Consider the following 20,088-nt stretch of genomic DNA (forward strand, 5'->3'; position numbering starts at 1 on the left):
CGACATGAGCACCTAATGCAGAAAGAATAATATGTTTGCACGCGCCGCCCTTCCCTCCCGTACCTTGGAAACCTTCCAGCTCGATGTACTGGGCCGCGCACCGTCCACTTCGCTGCTGCTGAGCGGCGTGGCCGACGCCATCCTCGTCAATGCCCAGTTCCTGCGCGACGATGCGGCGCAGTTAGCGCACACCATCGCCGCCAGCGGCAAGCGCCTGATCACCATCTATATCAGCGCGGCCGAACCGCAAGCGTACTTCGGTCTGGGCGTGCTGCGGCTAGCCTTTCCGCAAGCCCGCATCCTCGCCAGCGGCGCCACGGTCGAGGCGATCCGCCGCCAGGCCGGCGCCAGGGTCGCCCACTGGGGCGGCATCCTCAAGCACAATGCGCCGCGCTGCATCGTCATGCCCCAGCCCTATGAAGGCAGCAGCCTGCAGCTGGAGGGGCGGCAGGTCGCGCTGCGCCAGCTCGAAGCAGCGCTGAACTGAGGCCGCTCGGCCGGTTCTACAACGCAGCCAGGAAGCGCTCATACTCTTGCGCGCTGCGCGCCAGCCGCTCGGCATAGCCCGTTTCCTTCGGCCCGTCTTCCGCGCCATAGAAGGCGAAGAAGCGGCCATTGTCGGCGCCGATATACGCCAGGGTGACATCGAACGGCGCCAGCAGCTGCGCCAGGGTGACGTGCCACTTGCCTTGCGGCGTGAAGTCTTCCTCGCGGATGCCTGCCGTGACGGCCAGCGCCACCTTGCGGCCCCTGAAGGCGTCGCCGCCCGAGCCATAGGCCCAGCCATACGCCAGCACCTCGTCGAGCCACCGCTTCAGCAGGGGCGGGCAGTTGAACCAGTACACGGGGAACTGCAAGACCACGTGGGCGTGCGACTCCACCAGCGCTTGCTCGCGCGCCACATCGATGTGCCCGTCCGGATAAGCCTGGTGCACGTCGTGGATGGTATAGCGGTCGGGATACCGCGCCAGTTCCTGCAGCCAGCGCTTGTTGGCCACCGACGTGGCGAGGGAGGGATGGAAGACGATCACAAGGGTTTTCATCATGCTGCTTTCCTGAAAATGAAAGGGACGCACCGGCCCCGCCTTTCAAAAAAGCAGGCAAGCCGATGCCCTGCCCCATGGCGCACCGCACGTGGCCGTGCGCCTCCAAGGGCAGAAACAGCATAGCCATGCTGGGTACTTTTCACAAGTACGCACATTAACTACCCATACCACACAAAAAGTAAGTTACCTGACTGTGAAAAAGCGCCTTGCCATGCGCATCCATATCAGACCGGCTGGTGCCGCTCGCCCCACTCGCAGAGGGTATGCAGCACAGGGATCAGCGAGTCCCCCTTGCTGGAGAGCGAGTATTCCACCTTGGGCGGTACTTGCGGATACTCCTTGCGGACGATCAGCGCGTCCGCCTCCAGCTCCTTGAGCACGACGCTGAGGGTCTTGAAGGCGATGCCGCCCAGATGGCGCTTGAGTTCGTTATGCCGCAGCACCTTGTTTTCCGCCAGCGCGTACAGGATCAGCATCTTGTATTTCCCGCCGATCAGCGACAAGGTATAGCCAAATGCAGTATCGCCGAGGGCCACGCCGCTGGGGGCGCAGGTTTCTTCATTCATCGCATTGTGCTTCCTGTTGGTCAGAGTGCGAGCATAACAGCCCGGCGGCCCCGGCTTGCGTCGAGCACGCGCATAAAAAAACGGGCCGAAGCCCGTTTTTTGTTTGCGCGATACCGCTCTGGATTAACGCTTGTCCAGTGGCAGTACTTCACGCGTGGTCGAACCGACGAACAGCTGGCGCGGACGGCCGATCTTTTGCTCTGGGTCGGCGATCATTTCGTTCCACTGGGCGATCCAGCCGATCGTACGGGCCATAGCGAAGATACCGGTGAACAGCGACACAGGGATGCCCAGCGCCGATTGCACGATGCCCGAGTAGAAGTCGACGTTCGGGTACAGTTTGCGCGACACGAAGTATTCGTCGTTCAGCGCAATCTTTTCCAGTTCCATCGCCAGCTTGAACAGCGGATCGTCTTGCAGACCCAGTTCTTGCAGCACTTCGTAGCAGGTTTCACGCATCAGCTTGGCGCGTGGATCGAAGTTCTTGTACACGCGGTGGCCAAAGCCCATCAGCTTGACGCCCGAGTTCTTGTCCTTGACTTGCGCGATGAAGGCAGGGATGTTCTCGACGGTGCCGATTTCTTTCAGCATGTTGAGTGCCGCTTCGTTGGCGCCGCCGTGGGCAGGGCCCCACAGGCAGGCGATACCGGCAGCGATACAGGCGAACGGGTTGGCGCCCGACGAACCGGCCAGACGGACGGTCGAAGTCGATGCGTTTTGCTCGTGGTCCGCATGCAGGATCAGGATGCGGTCCAGGGCGCGCACCAGCACGTCGTTGACCTTGTACTCTTCGCACGGGTTGGCGAACATCATGTGCATGAAGTTGGCGCTGTACGACAGGTCGTTGCGTGGGTACACGAACGGCTGGCCGACCGAGTACTTGTAGGTCATGGCGACCAGGGTTGGCATCTTCGCGATCAGGCGGATGGCCGACACTTCGCGGTGACGCGGGTCGTTGATGTCCAGCGAGTCATGGTAGAACGATGCCAGCGCGCCGACGGTGCCCACCAGGACCGACATCGGATGCGCGTCGCGGCGGAAGCCGCGGAAGAAGAATTGCATCTGTTCGTGCACCATCGTGTGCTTGGTGACGGTGTCGACGAACTTGGCTTTCTGCGCCGCGTTCGGCAGTTCGCCGTTCAGCAGCAGGTAGCACGATTCCATGAAGTCGGCGTTGACGGCCAACTGCTCGATCGGGTAACCACGGTACAGCAGCTCGCCCTTGTCGCCGTCGATGTAGGTGATCGACGAGTTGCAGGCGGCCGTCGACATAAAGCCTGGGTCGTAGGTGAACTTGCCGCTACCGGCGTACAGTTTGCGGATGTCGATGACGTCCGGGCCAACCGTGCCTTTGTAGATTGGAAATTCAAGCGATGGGCTGCCATCGGAGAACGACAGGGTAGCTTTTGTGTCAGAGATATTCATGGGCTCTTCCTTCTCGGGAGTGAGTCGAAATTAAAATCAAAAATTCTGGCTGCAATTCGCACCGCATTCGGCAGTGCTACAGCGCGCCACTCGCACCGTTTGCAATATATCGCCCAGGCGTCTAGGCAATGCGCAGTCGTTGCAGCAGTGCGCGCACATGCGGCAGATCGACTTCGCCTTCCGGCTCTTTACGGGCCAGTACCAGATCCATTAACGCATTGTCCGATAAATCCAGCAAACGCGTCAGCGCGTCAACTTCTTCATCGGTCAATTCGGTTTCATACGCATCGAGAAAACGGGTCAGGATAATGTCGTTTTCCAGCAGGCCACGGCGTGAACGCCAGCGCAGGCGGGCGCGGTTGGCCGGGTCGGCCTGATGCGAGGACAAAATTGATTCTGTCATTTGGTTTACCACTTTACGTGTGCCTCGCGGCACGGTGCTGCTTTGCAGGCGCCGCCTGCAGGCAAGAGAGGATACCCTCTTCCGGCAAACGGCGCCCGGCGGACGCGATCAGGAGGATCAGATCGCGCGGCGGACCATCAATTCCTTGATCTTGCCGATCGCCTTGTTCGGGTTCAACCCTTTCGGGCAGACGTCGACGCAGTTCATGATCGAATGGCAGCGGAACAGGCGGTACGGGTCTTCCAGGTTGTCCAGACGCGCACCCGTGGCTTCGTCGCGCGAATCGGCGATGAAGCGGTAGGCTTGCAGCAGGCCGGCAGGACCGACGAACTTGTCCGGATTCCACCAGAACGACGGGCACGACGTGGAGCAGCATGCGCACAGGATGCACTCGTACAGGCCATCGAGTTCTTCGCGCTGTTCCGGCGATTGCAGGCGTTCTTTTTCAGGCGGGATCGAATCGTTGATCAGGAAAGGCTTGATCGAATCGTACTGCTTGAAAAATTGCGTCATGTCGACGATCAGGTCGCGGATGACCGGCAAGCCTGGCAACGGACGCAGCACGATAGGTTCCGACAGTTCGTTCAGGTTGGTGGTGCATGCCAGGCCGTTCTTGCCGTTGATGTTCATCGCGTCCGAACCGCACACGCCTTCGCGGCACGAGCGACGCAGGGCCAGCGAGTCATCGACGTCCGCCTTGATGCGCTGCAGTGCGTCGAGCAGCATCTTGTCGGTGTCTTTCAGTTCGACCGTCAGGTCTTGCATGTACGGCTTGGCATCCTGGTCAGGATCGTAGCGGTAGATTTTGAATTTAAGAGTGCGTGCCATGGTATAGCCTTAGAAAGTACGTGGTTTCGGTTTGAAGGTATCAACCGTCAGCGGCTTGGTCACGACCGGCTTGTATTCCAGTCGGTTGCCTTCCGAATACCACAGAGTGTGCTTCATCCAGTTCTCGTCGTCGCGTTGCGGATGGTCGTCCTGGGCGTGCGCGCCGCGCGATTCCTTGCGGGCCGCTGCCGAAACGATGGTCGCTTTCGCCGTTTCGATCAGGTTGTCCAGCTCCAGCGCTTCCACGCGGGCCGTGTTGAAGACCATCGATTTATCCTTGAAGGAGACGTGCTTGCGGCGCTCGTCGAGCTTCATGATTTCTTCGACGCCCTTGTTCAGCATCTCGTCGGTACGGAACACGCCGCAGTACTTCTGCATCGTTGCGCGGATGTCGTTGGCCACGCCCTGCACGGTTTCCGTGCCGGTCGAGTTTTCCAGGCGCGCCAGGCGGCCCATGGCAAAGTCGGCAGCATCGGCTGGCAAAGGCTTGTTTTCCTTGGCTTTCAGGCCGCTGTTGACGATGTGGTTGCCGGCCGCGCGGCCGAAGACCACCAGGTCGAGCAGCGAGTTCGTGCCCAGGCGGTTGGCGCCGTGCACGGAGACGCAGGCGCATTCGCCGATCGCGTACAGGCCGTTGACGACCTTGGCCGAATTGTCCGGGCCGGTCGGGGTGACGACCTGGCCGTGGATGTTCGTCGGGATGCCGCCCATCTGGTAGTGAATCGTCGGCACGACAGGAATCGGTTCCTTGGTGGCGTCGACGTTGGCGAACTTGTGGCCGATTTCCAGGATCGACGGCAGGCGCTTGGCGATGGTGTCGGCGCCGATATGACGCAGGTCCAGCATCACGTGGTCCTTGTTCGGACCGCAGCCGCGGCCTTCCTTGATTTCCTGGTCCATCGAACGCGAGACGAAGTCGCGCGGCGCCAGATCTTTCAGGGTCGGTGCATAGCGCTCCATGAAGCGTTCGCCTTCGCTATTGATCAGGATGCCGCCTTCGCCGCGCACGCCTTCGGTGATCAATACGCCCGCGCCGGCGACGCCGGTCGGGTGGAACTGCCAGAATTCCATGTCCTGCAGCGGCAGGCCGGCGCGTGCCGCCATGCCCATGCCGTCGCCGGTATTAATGAACGCATTCGTCGACGCGGCGAAGATGCGGCCTGCGCCGCCCGTTGCCATGACCGTCGTCTTTGCTTCCAGGATCATGCATTCGCCGGTTTCCATTTCCAGCGCGACAACACCGATCACGTCGCCTTCGGCGTCACGGATCAGGTCAAGTGCCATCCATTCGACGAAGAAGTGCGTACGGGCACGCACGTTGCGCTGGTACAGCGTGTGCAACAGGGCGTGACCGGTACGGTCGGCTGCCGCGCAGGCGCGCTGCACCGGCTTTTCGCCGAAGTGGGCCGTGTGGCCGCCGAACGGACGCTGATAGATGGTGCCGTCAGGGTTGCGGTCGAATGGCATGCCGAAGTGTTCCAGTTCGTACACGACCTTCGGTGCTTCGCGGCACATGAATTCGATGGCATCCTGGTCGCCCAGATAGTCGCCGCCCTTGACGGTGTCGAACATGTGCCAGAACCAGTTGTCTTCGGCCATGTTGCCGAGCGACGCGCCGATACCGCCCTGCGCTGCCACGGTGTGCGAGCGGGTCGGGAAGACTTTCGACAGAACTGCGACGTTCAGACCGGCTTCAGCCAGCTGCAACGACGCGCGCATGCCGGAACCGCCGGCGCCAACGATAACCGCATCAAAGCGGCGGGTAGGGATTGCAGATTTATATGCTGCCACGATTACACACTCCAGAGTATCTGTACCGTCCAGCCGGCACAAGCGATCAACCACAGCATGGTGGCAATTTGCAGGGTCAGACGGAGGCCAGCGCTTTTCACGTAGTCCATCCAGATGTCGCGTACGCCGACCCATGCGTGGTAGAACAGGGCGACGAAGGTCACCAGGCTGAACAATTTAAACCACTGCTGTGCGAACAGACCAGCCCAGCCTTCATAGCTGAAGTTGCTGCCAGTCAAGAAAGAAATAAGCAGGATGGCAACATACGCCACCATGACGATGGCGGTGACGCGCTGCGCCAGCCAGTCGCGCAAGCCGTAATGGGCACCGACGACGAGGCGTTTCGGTCCGATATTATTGTCTGCCATGTTTAAAATACTCCAAACAGTTTCAAAGCGACCAAAGCCGTCAACACCAGGCTCACGACCAGCACGGACGACGCGGTCTTGCGGGCCGAATCTTTTTCGATGGCGACGTGCACATCCATGAACAGGTGACGGATACCGGCGCAGAAGTGGTGCAGGAAGGCCCAGACCAGACCCAGGGTGATCAGCTTGACGAACCAGTGCGAGGCGATGCCCTGGAAGTAGGCATAGGACATTTCGGAACGCAGGCTCAGTTCCAGCATGTACAGTATGCATGGCAGCAAGGCGAAAATGATGAAACCGCTGATGCGATGCAGGATCGAGACGATGGCGCCGACAGCCATGCGGTAGTTCGACAATTCGGTAACATGAATGTTACGGAATTGCGGCCGTTCTTTTTTTGGTACTTCTCTTACGGCTTCAGACATAACAAAAACCTCCCCTTTGAATTTCAACTAAATATTGAAGCCGCGATTTTCGCCGATTTTCGCAACCCATACCAATATCTATTGTTACATATAACCAAAATGGTTTTTTACTACAAAATACCGCGCTACTTTCCGTAGTTCACGTAATTTAATTACAGAATCGCTGGCAAAACACGGCCCGCCGGGGGCGGGCCATGTTGTCGCTGCGCTTTCCGTTGTCTCCGTTGCCCGCCTTGCGGCAGGCATCTTGCAAGCGATGCACTTCAGCCTTGCCGCTTGTGCGGGCGCCCGCAGGCGCCCCGCAGCTTCAGCTGAGTTCATTCTGATAATGGTGGCGACTGGTCAGGTACAAGCCCCGGCGCAGTTCGACCGGCTTGTCGCCGTAGGTAAACGACACGCGCTCGGAACTGAGCAAGGGCGTGCCGAGGTCGATATTCAACAGTTGCGCGGCGCCCGCGTCGGCGCACACGGCGCGGATCTGCTCGGACGCGCGTATCATGCGCGTGCCGAATTCCGTTTCGAACAGGCCGTACATGGGCCCCTTGTATTCAACCAGGCGCTCGGCCGTCAGGCCCTTGAAGATCAGGCCGGGCAGCCACAGCTCTTCGACGATGGTCGGCACGCCGTCGAAATACTGGACACGCTTGATGAAGATGACGGCGTCGCCGGACTTCAAGTCCATCAGGCGCGCCACGTCGGCCGGCGCGCGCACGCGCTTGACTTCGATGAATTTGCTTTCGGGATAATGCGGCACGCCTTCGTCCGGCACCAGGCGCAGGAAGCGGAAATGCGCGCGCGCCTCATGGTGGGTGGAAACGAAAGTGCCCTTGCCCTGGCGGCGCATGACGAGATTCTCGGCGGCCAGTTCATCGATGGCCTTGCGCACCGTGCCCTGGCTGACCTTGAAGCGGCCGGCCAGCTCGACCTCGCTGGGAATGAGTTCGCCCGGTTTCCATTCGCCCGATTGCAGGCTTTGCGTGATGAGCGCCTTGATCTGCTGGTACAGGGGACTGAAGGTGGGCGAAGCAGTGACTGCAGGCACGGCGGAAGCAGTGGTATTGCTGGCGGCCGTCACGGTGACTGGCGTACTGGCCGCCGCGGGGACGGGCGTGGCCGGGGTGCCCGCGGTCGGACTGACCGCCCCGCTTGCAGCAGTGGCATTGTTGGTCAGATTGGACGAGGCGGAATTCATAGTCCGACATTTCAACACAAATCACTGCCCGCGTCCAGTAAAACAGACGCGGTTATCTGTCTTATATAAGACATAAGATATGATTGACAGATAGAGATCGGAGGCCTAAACTGCCCTCGATAAAACATGTGAGCCCGCGTTTTATGTTGTCGGCCAGCCACTCTGGCTTCGTGCAGCACGAGCGTGACGGCAGCGTACACCAGCAATTCGGTGGCGCGGGCCGGTTTTGGTATCATTATAGTTTTTCCGGATAAGCGTAAGCCCAGCTTCAAGCCCGTTTTCTTTCCCATTTTTGGAGATTCATCATGGCTAAAACCCCAATGCGTGTTGCAGTGACCGGCGCCGCCGGCCAGATCGGCTACGCCCTGTTGTTCCGCATCGCCAATGGCGACATGCTCGGCAAAGACCAGCCTGTCATCTTGCAACTGCTTGAAATCCCGGACGAAAAAGCCCAGAAGGCGCTCAAGGGCGTGATGATGGAAATCGACGACTGCGCCTTCCCGCTGCTGACGGAAATGACCGCCCACTCCGATCCGCTGACCGCCTTCAAGGATGTCGACGTGGCCGTACTGGTTGGCGCGCGTCCACGCGGCCCAGGCATGGAACGCAAGGACCTGCTGGAAGCGAACGCGCAGATCTTCACGGTGCAAGGCAAGGCGCTCGACGCCGTCGCTTCGCGCAACGTCAAAGTGCTGGTGGTCGGCAACCCTGCCAACACCAACGCCTACATCGCCATGAAATCGGCGCCATCGCTGCCGGCGAAAAACTTCACCGCCATGCTGCGCCTGGACCACAACCGCGCGCTGTCGCAAGTCGCTGCCAAGACCGGCACCGCCGTGAAAGACATCGAAAAGCTGACCGTGTGGGGCAACCACTCGCCAACGATGTACGCCGACTACCGCTTCGCCACCGTCAACGGCAAGGCTGTGAAAGACCTGATCAACGACCAGGAATGGAACGCCAACGTGTTCCTGCCAACCGTCGGCAAGCGCGGCGCTGCCATCATCGAAGCGCGCGGCCTGTCGTCGGCAGCGTCGGCAGCGAACGCCGCCATCGACCACATCCATGACTGGATGCTGGGCACGAACGGCAAGTGGACCACCATGGGCGTTCCTTCGGATGGCTCGTATGGCATCCCGGAAGGCACCGTGTTCGGCTTCCCGGTCACCACCGACAACGGTGAGTACACGATCGTTCAAGGTCTGGAAATCGATGCATTCTCGCAAGAGCGCATCAACCTGACCCTGAAAGAACTGACCGAAGAGCGCGAAGGCGTGAAACACCTGCTGGCCTAAGTCCAGTTCTGGCGGCGCGGCGCAAACGTGCCGCCCGCCACGAAGGCCGCCCCGCGAGATTCGCGGCGCGGCTGTTTTATCAAGTAGTCTTTACCTGCAGAAATGCCTTAAGCATGCACCCTTCCGAGGTTTTATTCCAAGGCAAACGCCAGCCGCTGTTGCTCGCCGCTTGCGACCACTACGCCGGCTCTGAAAAGCTGATGCGTAAATCGATTGCTTTGCAACAAGAGCTTGGTCCCCTGTTCGACATCACGTTCGACTGCGAAGACGGCGCCAGCGCCGGCAATGAAGAATCCCACGCCCTGATGATCGCCGGCCTGCTGGCCAGCGACGACAACCAGTTCAACCGCATCGGCGTGCGCGTGCACGACGTCGACAGCGCGTTTTTCGCGCGCGACGTGGAAATCATCTGCACGGCCGCATCCCGCCTGGCCTACATCGCCGTGCCCAAGGTGGCCGGCGTGCAGGACGCCATGCTGGCCATCGACCTGATCAACCTGCACGCGCGCCGCGCCGGCCGCGACAACCTGCCCGTGCACATCCTGATCGAGACGCACGGCGCGCTGCGCGACGCCTATGCGATCGCCGCCCTGCCCCAGGTCGAATGCCTGTCCTTCGGCATCATGGATTTCGTCTCGGCCCACTACGGCGCCATTCCCGCCGCCGCCATGCGCACGCCGGGCCAGTTCACGCACCCGCTGGTGGTGCGCGCCAAGCTCGAAGTGGCGGCCGCCTGCCACGCGCACGGCAAGGTGGCGTCGCATAACGTGACGACGGACGTGCGCGATTCGGCCGTGGTGGCCAACGACGCCCAGCGCGCGACAGCCGAGTTCGGCTACACGCGCATGTGGAGCATCCACCCGGACCAGATCAAGCCCATCATCAAGGCCTTTACGCCGCGCCTGTCCGAAGTCAACGAGGCCAGCAACATCCTCAACGAAGCGCTGCGCGCCAACTGGGGGCCGATTGCGCAAAATGGCCGCTTGCACGACCGCGCCAGCTACCGATATTATTGGACCGTTTTGCAACGCGCCAAACTGGCGGGCCTCGGCCTGCCCGAGGCGGCTGCTGCATTACTCAACACCCCCTCTTCCAGCACCACTGAAAACTGACAGGAATTACACGATGTCCCTCTCCAAATTAGCAATTGCCTGCAGCGTCGCGCTGGGCGCCATGACCCTCACGCTGGCGCCAGCCAGCTTCGCCGCCACGGCAGAGGCAAATCCCAAGGCCGTCAAGGCCAAGCCAAAGGCCAAGGCCGCCAAGGCAAAAGCTGCCGCCAAGGAAGCCCATCCGCTCGCCATGTCGGTCGCCGACAAGGAAGAAGCCGATGAACCGAACACGGCAGGCTCGGCCTCCACCGATTTCAATTGTGAACTTGGTAATAAAATTACCATCTACACCAATGCTACTGACGACAAACACATCGCCCTGCGCTGGAAGAAGCGCCTGCACCGCCTGAGCCGCGTTGGCACCACCACCGGCGCCAACCGCTTCGAGAACCGTCTGTATGGTCTCGTGTGGATCGGCATCCCGGCCAAAGGCATGCTGCTCGACTCCAAGCAGGGCCGCCAGCTGGCCAATGAATGCAAGGATGCGGAGCAAGCCAAGCCGGCGGCAGTGGTGGAAGCCGCGCCATCGCTGGGCGTGCTGCCGGCGACCGGCGGCTGATGTGCGTAGCAAGGGCCTCTTCGGGGGCTCAGTCATGTTTTGTAATTTGAATAATCAATAATAGACGATACCCAACAAGGAGAGGTCATGTCCCGCAACACTCTGAACACGCTCAAGGACTTTAATATTTCGGACAGCAAGAAGGGCAAGCTGTATTCCCTGCCTGCGCTGGAAAAAAGCCTGGGCATCAATGTCTCCCGCCTGCCAGTGTCGATTCGCATCGTGCTCGAATCGGTATTGCGCAACTGCGACGGCAAAAAAGTCACCGAAGAACACGTCAAGCAATTGGCGAGCTGGGGCCCGACCGCCGAGCGCACCGACGAGATCCCGTTCGTAGTGGCGCGCGTCGTGCTGCAAGACTTCACCGGCGTACCGCTGCTGGCCGACCTGGCAGCGATGCGCAACGTGGCCGCCAAGATGGGCATCAACGCCAAGAAGATCGAACCTTTGGTGCCGGTCGATCTGGTGGTCGACCACTCGGTGACCATCGATCACTACCGCGAAAAGAAAGCGCTGGACCTGAACATGAAACTGGAATTCTCGCGTAACAACGAGCGTTACCAGTTCATGAAATGGGGCATGCAGGCATTCGACACCTTCGGCGTCGTGCCGCCGGGCTTCGGCATCGTCCACCAGGTCAACCTGGAATACCTGGCGCGCGGCGTGCACCACGCAGGCAAGAAAGCCGGCGACGTGTACTACCCCGACACCCTGGTCGGCACCGACTCGCACACCACCATGATCAACGGCATCGGCGTAGTCGGCTGGGGCGTGGGCGGCATTGAGGCGGAAGCCGGCATGCTGGGCCAGCCGGTCTACTTCCTGACGCCGGACGTCATCGGCGTCAACCTGTCGGGCGCATTGCGCGAAGGCTGCACCGCCACCGACCTGGTACTGACGATTACCGAACTGCTGCGCAAAGAGAAAGTCGTCGGCAAGTTCGTCGAATTCTTCGGCGAAGGCACTGAGTCCTTGACCCTGACCGACCGCGCGACGATCGCCAACATGGCACCGGAATACGGCGCGACCATGGGCTTCTTCCCCGTCGACGAAGCGACCATCGACTACTTCAAGGGCACCGGCCGCAGCAAGGCTGAAATCGCCGCGTTCGAAGGCTACTTCAAGGCGCAGAACCTGTTCGGCGTGCCAAAAGCGGGCGACATCGACTACACCCGCGTGGTGGAACTGAACCTGGCGTCGGTCGCTCCGTCGCTGGCCGGCCCGAAACGCCCGCAAGACCGTATCGAAATCGGCAACGTCAAGGCCAACTTCGCCGAGCTGTTCGCCAAGCCGACGACCGAAAACGGCTTCAACAAGAACCCGGCCGACCTGGCTGCCGTGTACGAAACGACAAACGGCGTGAAAGTGTCGAACGGCGACGTGCTGATCGCCGCGATCACCTCGTGCACCAACACCTCGAACCCGAGCGTGATGCTGGCTGCCGGCCTGCTGGCCAAGAAAGCCGTGGAAGCCGGCCTGAAGGTCGCTCCGCACATCAAGACCTCGCTGGCTCCTGGCTCGCGCGTCGTGACCGAATACCTGACGGCCGCCGGCCTGCTGCCCTACCTGGAAAAACTGGGCTTCGGCGTGACCGCCTACGGCTGCACCACCTGTATCGGCAATGCGGGCGACCTGACGCCCGAGCTGAACGCAGCGATTGCCACGCATGACATCGTCGCCTCGGCCGTGCTGTCGGGCAACCGCAACTTCGAAGCGCGTATCCACCCGAACATCCGCTCGAACTTCCTCGCTTCGCCACCGCTGGTCGTCGCTTACGCCATCGCCGGCAACATGACGCGCGACCTGATGACGGAACCTGTCGGCAAGGGCAAGGGCGGCAAGGACGTCTACCTGGGCGACATCTGGCCGACCTCGGCTGAAGTGTCGGCCATGATGAAGTTCGCCATGAACGCCAAGGTATTCAAGGACAACTACGCCGACGTCAAGGGCGCGCCAGGCAAGCTGTGGGAAAAAGTCACCACCGTGTCCGGTCAAGTCTACAACTGGCCGAAATCGACCTACATCGCGGAACCGCCGTTCTTCGACAACTTCTCGATGACGCCAGCGGCAGTGGCCACCGGCATCGAAGGCGCGCGCGCACTGGGCGTGTTCGGCGATTCCATCACCACCGACCACATCTCGCCAGCCGGCTCGATCCAGGAAAACGGTCCTGCAGGCAAATGGCTGAAGGAAAACGGCGTCCTGAAAGCGGACTTCAACTCCTACGGCTCGCGTCGCGGCAACCATGAAATCATGATGCGCGGCACGTTTGCCAACGTGCGTATCAAAAACCGCATGATCCCTGCCAAGGCGGACGGTTCGGCGGTCGAAGGCGGCATCACGATCCACCAGCCTTCCGGCGAGCAAATGTCGATCTACGACGCAGCGATGAAATATGTTGCTGAAGGCACGCCAACCATGGTCTTCGGCGGCGAAGAGTACGGTACGGGTTCGTCGCGCGACTGGGCAGCCAAGGGCACCCAGCTGCTGGGCGTGAAAGCCGTGATCACCCGTTCGTTCGAGCGCATCCACCGCTCGAACCTGGTGGGCATGGGCGTGTTGCCGCTGCAATTCATCGGCGACGACAGCGTGCAGACGCTGGGCATCACCGGCAATGAAACCTTCGACCTGAAAGGCCTCGAAGGCGAAATCAAGCCACAGCAACTGGCTACCCTGGTGATCCACCGCGCCGACGGCAGCAGCCAGGAAGTCAAAGTCCTGCTGCGCATCGATACGCCGATCGAAGTCGATTACTACAAGCATGGCGGTATCCTGCCATTCGTGTTGCGTCAACTGCTGGCCGAGTAATCAGCCCAGCTGTGAGGTAAGATCAAAGCGCCGGTTCCGACCGGCGCTTTTTTTCGTCCCTGCGCCCCGTTCCGACTTGAAATTTCGACTATTGGCATGATCTAAGGACAGCTTACGTATTGCGTGCGGCTGAATCCTCTACAATACGGTTATAAGGGTTTATCATTGTTTGACTGATCCATTTTTTTCACTTTCCGAGACTCTTATCCCGCTATGCGTCGTCCTTCCAAAGATTCATCCCATAAACTGACTGCCGACAGCCAGCGCCTGGTCACCTTTGCCCAGGCGATCGTACAGGCAGCCAGCCGTCTCGAAGAGCGGTCCTGGGAACACAGCCTGGATACGCAGCTCCAGAAATTACTCAAAACCGGCCACCAGGACACCATCGACAACACCCTGGGCAGCCTGTTCAAGGAAGACTTGAACGCCTACGACGTGCTGATGGACTGCGTTGAAGCCATCAGCGAATCGACCGTCGTCACGCATGAAGACGTGCGCTACGACGCCCTGCTCGTCGCCGTGCCCATCCTCGCGTGGACGCGCTTTTCCATCGCTTCCGGCCCCATGGCCGGCGACGCGCACGGCGTGCTGTCCGCGCATTTCGCCGCCCACCTGCTGGCCGACGGCACGAAGATGGCCATGGCGCCCACCCTGTATTCGATCGACCAGTTGCCGCGCAGCCACGTCGAGACCTATGCCAAGACGCAGAAGCTGGCCCTGGCCGCCCTGAAGGGCACGGCCGTCAAGCCCTCCAGCAAAGAAGCGGAAACGGCGCCCTTCCTGGCCGATACGCGCTACTTGCTGGTGGCCGTGGTCGCGCCTGCCGGCGCACCGCTGTTCCGCTGGCAGACGCCTTCGAGCCAGCTCGACTTCATCGCCGAGCGCAGCGCCGCCCTGGAACAATGGCGCACGCAGGCGACGCCGACCATCGCCCGCCTGCTGCCCGGCTGCGGCCTGGAATTGCTGCTGCCGGAAGCGTACTACGTGGCTTGCCGCGAGGCGGACAAGCTGATACGCCCCGTCTCCGTGCGCGCCGCCGTGCACTACCTGACGCACACGCTGGCCATCGAACCGTCGGAACTGCGCGCCGTGATCGCCGGCTTCGGCGAAGAGGCGGCCGACGGCCAGGTCGACGAGTACCGCATCGCCTTCACCCTGCGCCAGGCGCCGGACGTCATCTACGGCATCGTCTGGCCCCTGTACGGCCAGGAAGACGAGGATGGCACGCCGATCGAAGGCCTGATCCAGGTCGGCATCGCCGCACTGGACAAGCAAAAGACGCCCGTCGATGAAATCATCGAACACCTGAACGCCGCCGGCGTGACGCAGATCAAGCGCCACGCGGAACGTTTTGTCGGAGAGTATTGCGACGACTGCGGCGCCCCCCTGTTTGCCGACCCGGTCGGCGAACTCGCGCATGCGGAAATGCCGGAAGATACGCCGCAGGGCACCGAGCATTTCCATTGATGCGGGCTTGTCGGAGTACGCGCGCAGCGCTAATCCGACCTACGATGCCGGCATAGGCCGTAGGTCAGATTAGCCGGAACGGCGTAATCCGACAACAGCGTTGGCGCATAAAAAAGGCGGAACCCCGGTTCCGCCTTTTTCATTTCAACGTCATTTAAAACACTATCACCACTGCGAGAACGGGTGGCGGATCAGGTTGGCATTGTAGTAGCGCGCATCGCCCGACACTTCCGCGCCTATCCATTCCGGCTTCTCGAAGGGCTGGTCTTCCGAGGCCAGTTCGATCTCGGCCACGAGCAAGCCCGCATTGACGCCCAGGAACTCATCGACTTCCCATACCATGCCCGCGTGTTCGATGCGGTGGCGGTACTTTTCGATCAGCGGCTGTTCGCACAGGCCGTCGAGCAGTTCGACGGCGTCGGCCAGCGGGATCGGATACTCCCACTCGCCACGCGTCGCCCCCACATTGGCGCCCTTGATGGTCAGCATCGCCTGTTCGCCCTCGATGCGCACCCGCACCACGCGCTCGCGCGCGGACGACAGGTAGCCCTGGCGCAGCAGTACTGTCTGCCCCAGGCCGCGCCAGGCATCGCCTTGCAGCAGAAATTTACGCTCGATCTCGACGCCCATGATCAACGCCGCTCAATCCAGCGACAGCAGGATAGGCTGCAGCATGGCCGCACCCAGGGCCGCGCTGCGCGCGCCGTTCCAGCCCACGGCCGGATCCGGCAAGTCGGCATTTTCCTTGAACGGCATTTCCAGGGTCAGCGCCAGGCAGCCGAAGTGGTGGCCGATGTATTTCGACGCCAGGGTCAGCATGTCCGACTTGTACTTGCTGGCCGCATAGCCGAACTTGTCCTGGAAGTCGGGGCTGGCCTGCTTGTAGCGCTCGATGAAGGCTTTCTGGTGCGCCGCTTGCGCCGGCGTGAAGTTTTCCAGCATTTCGTTGCCGGCCACAAAGTTGTACGGCAGCGCCTCATCGCCGTGGATGTCGAAGAACATGTCGACGCCCGTTTCGTGGATCTTGTTTTTCACGCACAGCACTTCCGGGCTCGATTCCAGCGATGGCGTCATCCATTCGCGGTTCAGGTTGGCGCCAGCCGCATTCGTGCGCAGGTTGCCGCGAATCGAGCCGTCCGGGTTCATGTTCGGCACGATGTGGAACACGGCGCGCTGCAAGAGTTTGCGTGCGATCGGGTTGGCGTCGTCGAGCAGCGAGTCGATCAAGCCTTCGACGAACCATTCGGCCATCGATTCGCCCGGATGCTGGCGCGCGATGACCCAGATTTTCTTTTCCGCCTGCGGATTGCCGATGGTAACCATGTTCATGTCGCGGCCATCGACCGTGCTGCCCAGGTCCGATACGCGCGCCAGCGGATGCTCGGCCACTTCGCCCAGCAGGCGCAAATGGCGTTCCCACGAGTACGGTTCGAAGTAGGCGTAGTACACGCTGTCAAGTTCCGGCGTGTGCGAGATCGTCATGACCTGGCCGTCGAACGTCGTCGGCACGCGGAACCAGTTTTCGCTGTCGTAGCTGGCCACGGCCTGGTAGTCTTCATAGCCGGCCGGATAGGTGGCCTGGCCCGCGTTCAGGAAGCGCATCGTGCATGCCTGGCCGCGCGCGCCCTGCAGGCGGAAGTGGAACCACTGGTGGATGTCGGCGTGGCTATCCTTGCGCAAGTTCAGGTCGATGGCGCCGGCGCTGGTGGCGCTCACCACGTCGATGGCGCCCGAGTCGAAGTTCTGGCTGATTTTAATGGTCATGTAATGATCCCGTCCGAATGTAAGTGTGCCGGCGTCGCCTCGCGGGCGGCCGCCGTTGCGCTAAACGCAGTGTAAGCTATCCCTCTATTTTCCGCCCTTTGTCCCCGTTCGCAAAGCCTGGCCGGCCGATTCGTGCACCATTCCGGGGCATCGATGGAAAAGCGGGGGTCAAAAGCGCGAAAAATCGGTCTACTGTCGCATCCACCGGACAAAAAACTGAATTGTAACAATGCCAGACACATTAGCGGGCCATCGCGCCCCTATAATTCCTGCTTTCATAGAGTCGCCAGGAAAGAGTCGTGGACAAGAAGTTGACCAATATTCAGGAAAGAAAGTTGCGCGAGGCGCAGGCGCGGCGCGAACACATCATCGACGTCGTCAAAGACCTCATCAAAAAGGGTGGCGCGCGCGCCGTCTCCATCCGCAAGGTGGCCGAGGCGGCAGGATTTTCCACCACCGTCGTGTACGCCCTGTTCCGCGACAAGGCCACCCTGATCGCCCAGGCCATGGACAAGGATTTGCTGGAACTGGTACGCGCCATGCGCACCGCCTGCGCCAACAGCATGGACCCATGGGAACGCATCAGCCTGGTCGGCCGCGCTTACATCGAGTACGGCTTCCAGCATCCCGACGAGTATTCGCTGATCTTCATGGAGCTGCGTCCGCACGCGGAAGTCGACGCCGTCGAAGTGGAACACGGCAATATCGAGCAAGACCCCTATGCCTACGCGCTGCACCTGTTCGGCGAACTGGCGCAGGCGGGCCAGGTACGCCAGGACGAGCCGGCGCTGCACACGATGACGCAAATCTTTTGGCAGTCTCTGCACGGCCTCGTGTCCCTGCGCATCGTCATGGATGCGGGCGACCCATGGACGCCGCACCTGGAAATGAACGCACATATCGACGACTTGCTGGCCGTCGTCACGGCAGGCATCCGCCTGCGCTTTGCACCGTCCTCGTGACGTTTGACCCAGCGCAAACCGCCCGGACGGAAAAGGCGGACAGTGGGGTGACGCCGCCTGCGCTGGTGCAGCGCGGCTCGCGCGAAGGAGTGCGAGATGAACGAAGCCTATGCCACGGACCGGCTTGACAAACAGCAAAGCGCGAACAATGCTGTACGCATGGAAGCGCGCCTGACAAAACTGGAAACGGACCGGGAACATGACCGGCTATGGTTCAAGACCCTGGAACAGCGTCTTGGCGAAGGCCTGGACAACGTGCGTGCGGAATTGCGCGACGAGTCGCAGCTGCTGCGGGCCGACCTGACGCAATTTCGCGGCGACCTGCGCGGCGACTGCCACGCCTTGCGCACGGAATTGGGCGACATCCGCAAACACATGCACACTCACTTCCTGTGGTTCATGGGCATCCAGGCCACCACCACGTTTGCCCTGCTGGGCCTGGGCGCCAAGGCGCTGCATATGTATTGAATAGTGAAAAAGGCTGGCGCGGTGCCGCACCGCCCTGCCCTGTGTTTACGCTGACGCAAACTACTGCGCTGCCAGCATGCTCTGCGTTTCCTGATAGCGCGTATGCCACGACAGCGCCTGTTCCAGGATGTGCGGCGTATGGCCGCCGCGCTGGCATGCCGCGTCGTAATACGCGCGCAATTGATCGCGGTAAGCGGGATGCGTGCAGCGCTCGATGATCAAGGGCGCCCGTTCGCGCGGCGCCAGGCCGCGCAAGTCTGCATAGCCCCACTCCGTCACCAGCACGTCGACGTCATGCTCCGTATGGTCGACATGCGAGACCATCGGCACGACGCTGGAAATGCGCCCGCCCTTGGCCGCCGATTTCGACACGAACATCGACACTTGCCCGTTGCGCGCGAAGTCGCCCGAGCCGCCGATGCCGTTCATCATGTGCGTGCCGCACACGTGCGTGGAATTGACGTTGCCGTAGATATCGAACTCCAGCGCCGTATTCAGGGCGATGATGCCCAGGCGGCGCACGATTTCCGGATGGTTGCTGATCTCTTGCGGACGCAGCACGATTTTCGAGCGGTAATGGTCGATATTGTCCATCAACTTCTGGTGCACGGCGGCCGACAGGGTGATCGACGAAGCCGAGGCAAACGCCAGCTGGCCCGAATCGAGCAGTTCGATGGCGCTGTCCTGCAGCACTTCCGAATACATCGTCATGTTCTGGAAGGGCGAACCGATCAGGCCGTGCAGCACGGCGTTGGCGATGGTGCCGATGCCCGCCTGCAGCGGCAGCAATTCCGGCCCCATGCGCCCGGCCGCCACTTCGCCTTCGAGGAAGGCAATCACATGGCCGGCGATCGCTTGCGTTTCCGCGTCGGGCGGCAAGGCGTTCGACGGGCTGTCGGGGCTGTCCGTGATGACGATGGCGGCAATGCGGGCCGGGTCGATGGCGATGGCTGTGCTGCCCAGGCGCTGGTCGACACGCGTGAGGGGAATCGGTTCCCGGCCCGGCAAGGTATGCGGAATATAGATGTCGTGCAAGCCTTCCAGCGCCAGCGGCGTGGACAGGTTGATTTCGATGATGACTTGCTTCGCCTGCTGGGCGAAGGCGGCGGAGTTGCCCACCGACATGGTCGGGATGATGGCGCCGGCCGCCGTGATGGCCGTCGCTTCGATGACGGCGATGTCGACGGCAGCCAGGTTGCCCGAGCGCAGCTGCTCAGCCGTTTCCGACAGATGCTGGTCGATGAACATGACTTCGCCCTTGTTGATCTTGCCGCGCAAGACAGGGTCCACCTGGAACGGCATGCGGCGCGCCAGCACGCCCGCTTCGGCCATCAGGCCGTCGCTGCCATTGCCCAGCGAAGCGCCAGTGATCAGGGTCAGGCTCAAGGGGTCTTGCAGGGCACGCTCGGCCAGGGCGCGCGGCAAGGCCTTGGCGTCGCCGGCACGGGTAAAGCCGCTCATGCCGACACGCATGCCGCTGTGGAACAATTTGGCTGCCTCGTCGGCGCTCATGATTTTGCTGAGCAAGCCTGGGTGGCGGATACGGTCCTCGTACATCGTGATGCTCCTGATATTCTTAATATTCTCAAACTGGATGGCTGTCATACAC

General features: G+C 61.2%; 20 protein-coding genes. 8 read left to right on the forward strand and 12 right to left on the reverse strand.

The genetic code is table 11. The annotated features are described in order from the left end of the window. The first annotated feature begins 31 nt into the window (after nt 1–31). Entirely contained in the window at nt 32–487 is a 456-nt protein-coding gene (locus JAB4_RS22065) for a hypothetical protein (RefSeq protein ID WP_139143551.1), read from the forward strand. A gap of 16 nt (nt 488–503) precedes the next feature. Here JAB4_RS22065 and JAB4_RS22070 read toward each other — a convergent pair whose 3' ends face one another. The 9 genes from JAB4_RS22070 to JAB4_RS22110 all read right to left on the reverse strand — a co-directional run bounded on the left by JAB4_RS22070 (nt 504) and on the right by JAB4_RS22110 (nt 8,044). Then, nucleotides 504–1,046 (reverse strand): NAD(P)H-dependent oxidoreductase, encoded by a 543-nt coding sequence (locus tag JAB4_RS22070; RefSeq protein ID WP_070219193.1) that lies wholly within the window; start codon nt 1,044–1,046, stop codon nt 504–506. Between the two features lie 224 nt (nt 1,047–1,270). Next, nucleotides 1,271–1,612, reverse strand: coding sequence for a helix-turn-helix domain-containing protein (locus JAB4_RS22075; protein ID WP_070219192.1), 342 nt, complete (start codon nt 1,610–1,612; stop codon nt 1,271–1,273). 123 nt (nt 1,613–1,735) lie between these two features. Next, the gene (gene gltA / locus JAB4_RS22080) at nt 1,736–3,037 is read right to left on the reverse strand and encodes a citrate synthase (RefSeq protein ID WP_034752071.1); all 1,302 of its coding nucleotides are present in this window, start codon (nt 3,035–3,037) and stop codon (nt 1,736–1,738) included. A gap of 121 nt (nt 3,038–3,158) precedes the next feature. Beyond that, complete coding sequence (locus tag JAB4_RS22085) at nt 3,159–3,440, reverse strand: succinate dehydrogenase assembly factor 2 (protein ID WP_034752073.1); 282 nt, start codon at nt 3,438–3,440, stop codon at nt 3,159–3,161. Nucleotides 3,441–3,557: 117 nt separating this feature from the next. Continuing rightward, entirely contained in the window at nt 3,558–4,268 is a 711-nt protein-coding gene (locus JAB4_RS22090) for a succinate dehydrogenase iron-sulfur subunit (RefSeq protein ID WP_034752075.1), read from the reverse strand. A 9-nt stretch (nt 4,269–4,277) separates the two neighbouring features. Next, nucleotides 4,278–6,059: a succinate dehydrogenase flavoprotein subunit gene (gene sdhA / locus JAB4_RS22095; protein WP_070219191.1), complete on the reverse strand. Its 1,782-nt coding sequence runs from the start codon at nt 6,057–6,059 to the stop codon at nt 4,278–4,280. Nucleotides 6,060–6,061: 2 nt separating this feature from the next. Continuing rightward, on the reverse strand, nt 6,062–6,427 hold the full coding sequence (gene sdhD / locus JAB4_RS22100) for a succinate dehydrogenase, hydrophobic membrane anchor protein (protein ID WP_034752078.1): 366 nt from the start codon (nt 6,425–6,427) through the stop codon (nt 6,062–6,064). Nucleotides 6,428–6,429: 2 nt separating this feature from the next. Then, entirely contained in the window at nt 6,430–6,852 is a 423-nt protein-coding gene (gene sdhC / locus JAB4_RS22105; RefSeq protein ID WP_034752080.1) for a succinate dehydrogenase, cytochrome b556 subunit, read from the reverse strand. Between the two features lie 307 nt (nt 6,853–7,159). Further along, nucleotides 7,160–8,044 (reverse strand): GntR family transcriptional regulator, encoded by an 885-nt coding sequence (locus JAB4_RS22110; protein ID WP_083286946.1) that lies wholly within the window; start codon nt 8,042–8,044, stop codon nt 7,160–7,162. Between the two features lie 305 nt (nt 8,045–8,349). Between JAB4_RS22110 and JAB4_RS22115 the strand changes: the two genes are divergently transcribed. The 5 genes from JAB4_RS22115 to JAB4_RS22135 all read left to right on the forward strand — a co-directional run bounded on the left by JAB4_RS22115 (nt 8,350) and on the right by JAB4_RS22135 (nt 15,285). Continuing rightward, entirely contained in the window at nt 8,350–9,339 is a 990-nt protein-coding gene (locus tag JAB4_RS22115; protein ID WP_070219190.1) for a malate dehydrogenase, read from the forward strand. A 113-nt stretch (nt 9,340–9,452) separates the two neighbouring features. Further along, nucleotides 9,453–10,451, forward strand: a complete 999-nt coding sequence (locus tag JAB4_RS22120) for an aldolase/citrate lyase family protein (protein WP_070219189.1) — start codon at nt 9,453–9,455, stop codon at nt 10,449–10,451. Between the two features lie 13 nt (nt 10,452–10,464). Continuing rightward, nucleotides 10,465–11,010, forward strand: a complete 546-nt coding sequence (locus tag JAB4_RS22125; RefSeq protein WP_070219188.1) for a hypothetical protein — start codon at nt 10,465–10,467, stop codon at nt 11,008–11,010. Nucleotides 11,011–11,097: 87 nt separating this feature from the next. After that, nucleotides 11,098–13,818, forward strand: a complete 2,721-nt coding sequence (gene acnA, locus JAB4_RS22130; protein ID WP_070219187.1) for an aconitate hydratase AcnA — start codon at nt 11,098–11,100, stop codon at nt 13,816–13,818. A gap of 213 nt (nt 13,819–14,031) precedes the next feature. Then, nucleotides 14,032–15,285, forward strand: coding sequence for a DUF2863 family protein (locus JAB4_RS22135; protein WP_070219186.1), 1,254 nt, complete (start codon nt 14,032–14,034; stop codon nt 15,283–15,285). A gap of 165 nt (nt 15,286–15,450) precedes the next feature. Here JAB4_RS22135 and JAB4_RS22140 read toward each other — a convergent pair whose 3' ends face one another. Next, nucleotides 15,451–15,915, reverse strand: coding sequence for a CYTH domain-containing protein (locus tag JAB4_RS22140; RefSeq protein ID WP_070219211.1), 465 nt, complete (start codon nt 15,913–15,915; stop codon nt 15,451–15,453). 12 nt (nt 15,916–15,927) lie between these two features. Next, the gene (locus JAB4_RS22145) at nt 15,928–17,049 is read right to left on the reverse strand and encodes a M14-type cytosolic carboxypeptidase (RefSeq protein WP_070219185.1); all 1,122 of its coding nucleotides are present in this window, start codon (nt 17,047–17,049) and stop codon (nt 15,928–15,930) included. 299 nt (nt 17,050–17,348) lie between these two features. On the opposite strand from JAB4_RS22145, the gene JAB4_RS22150 reads away from it, so the two are divergent. Together JAB4_RS22150 and JAB4_RS22155 are read left to right on the forward strand one after the other, a co-directional pair. Beyond that, complete coding sequence (locus JAB4_RS22150; RefSeq protein WP_070219184.1) at nt 17,349–18,011, forward strand: TetR/AcrR family transcriptional regulator; 663 nt, start codon at nt 17,349–17,351, stop codon at nt 18,009–18,011. Nucleotides 18,012–18,107: 96 nt separating this feature from the next. Then, nucleotides 18,108–18,479 (forward strand): hypothetical protein, encoded by a 372-nt coding sequence (locus tag JAB4_RS22155; protein ID WP_070219183.1) that lies wholly within the window; start codon nt 18,108–18,110, stop codon nt 18,477–18,479. 60 nt (nt 18,480–18,539) lie between these two features. On the opposite strand, the gene JAB4_RS22160 is transcribed toward JAB4_RS22155, so the two are convergent. Next, nucleotides 18,540–20,036, reverse strand: coding sequence for a succinate CoA transferase (locus JAB4_RS22160; RefSeq protein WP_070219210.1), 1,497 nt, complete (start codon nt 20,034–20,036; stop codon nt 18,540–18,542). Nucleotides 20,037–20,088 lie beyond the last annotated feature (52 nt).

Source organism: Janthinobacterium sp. HH102, assembly GCF_001758625.2.
In the GTDB taxonomy this organism is placed as follows: Bacteria; Pseudomonadota; Gammaproteobacteria; order Burkholderiales; family Burkholderiaceae_D; genus Janthinobacterium.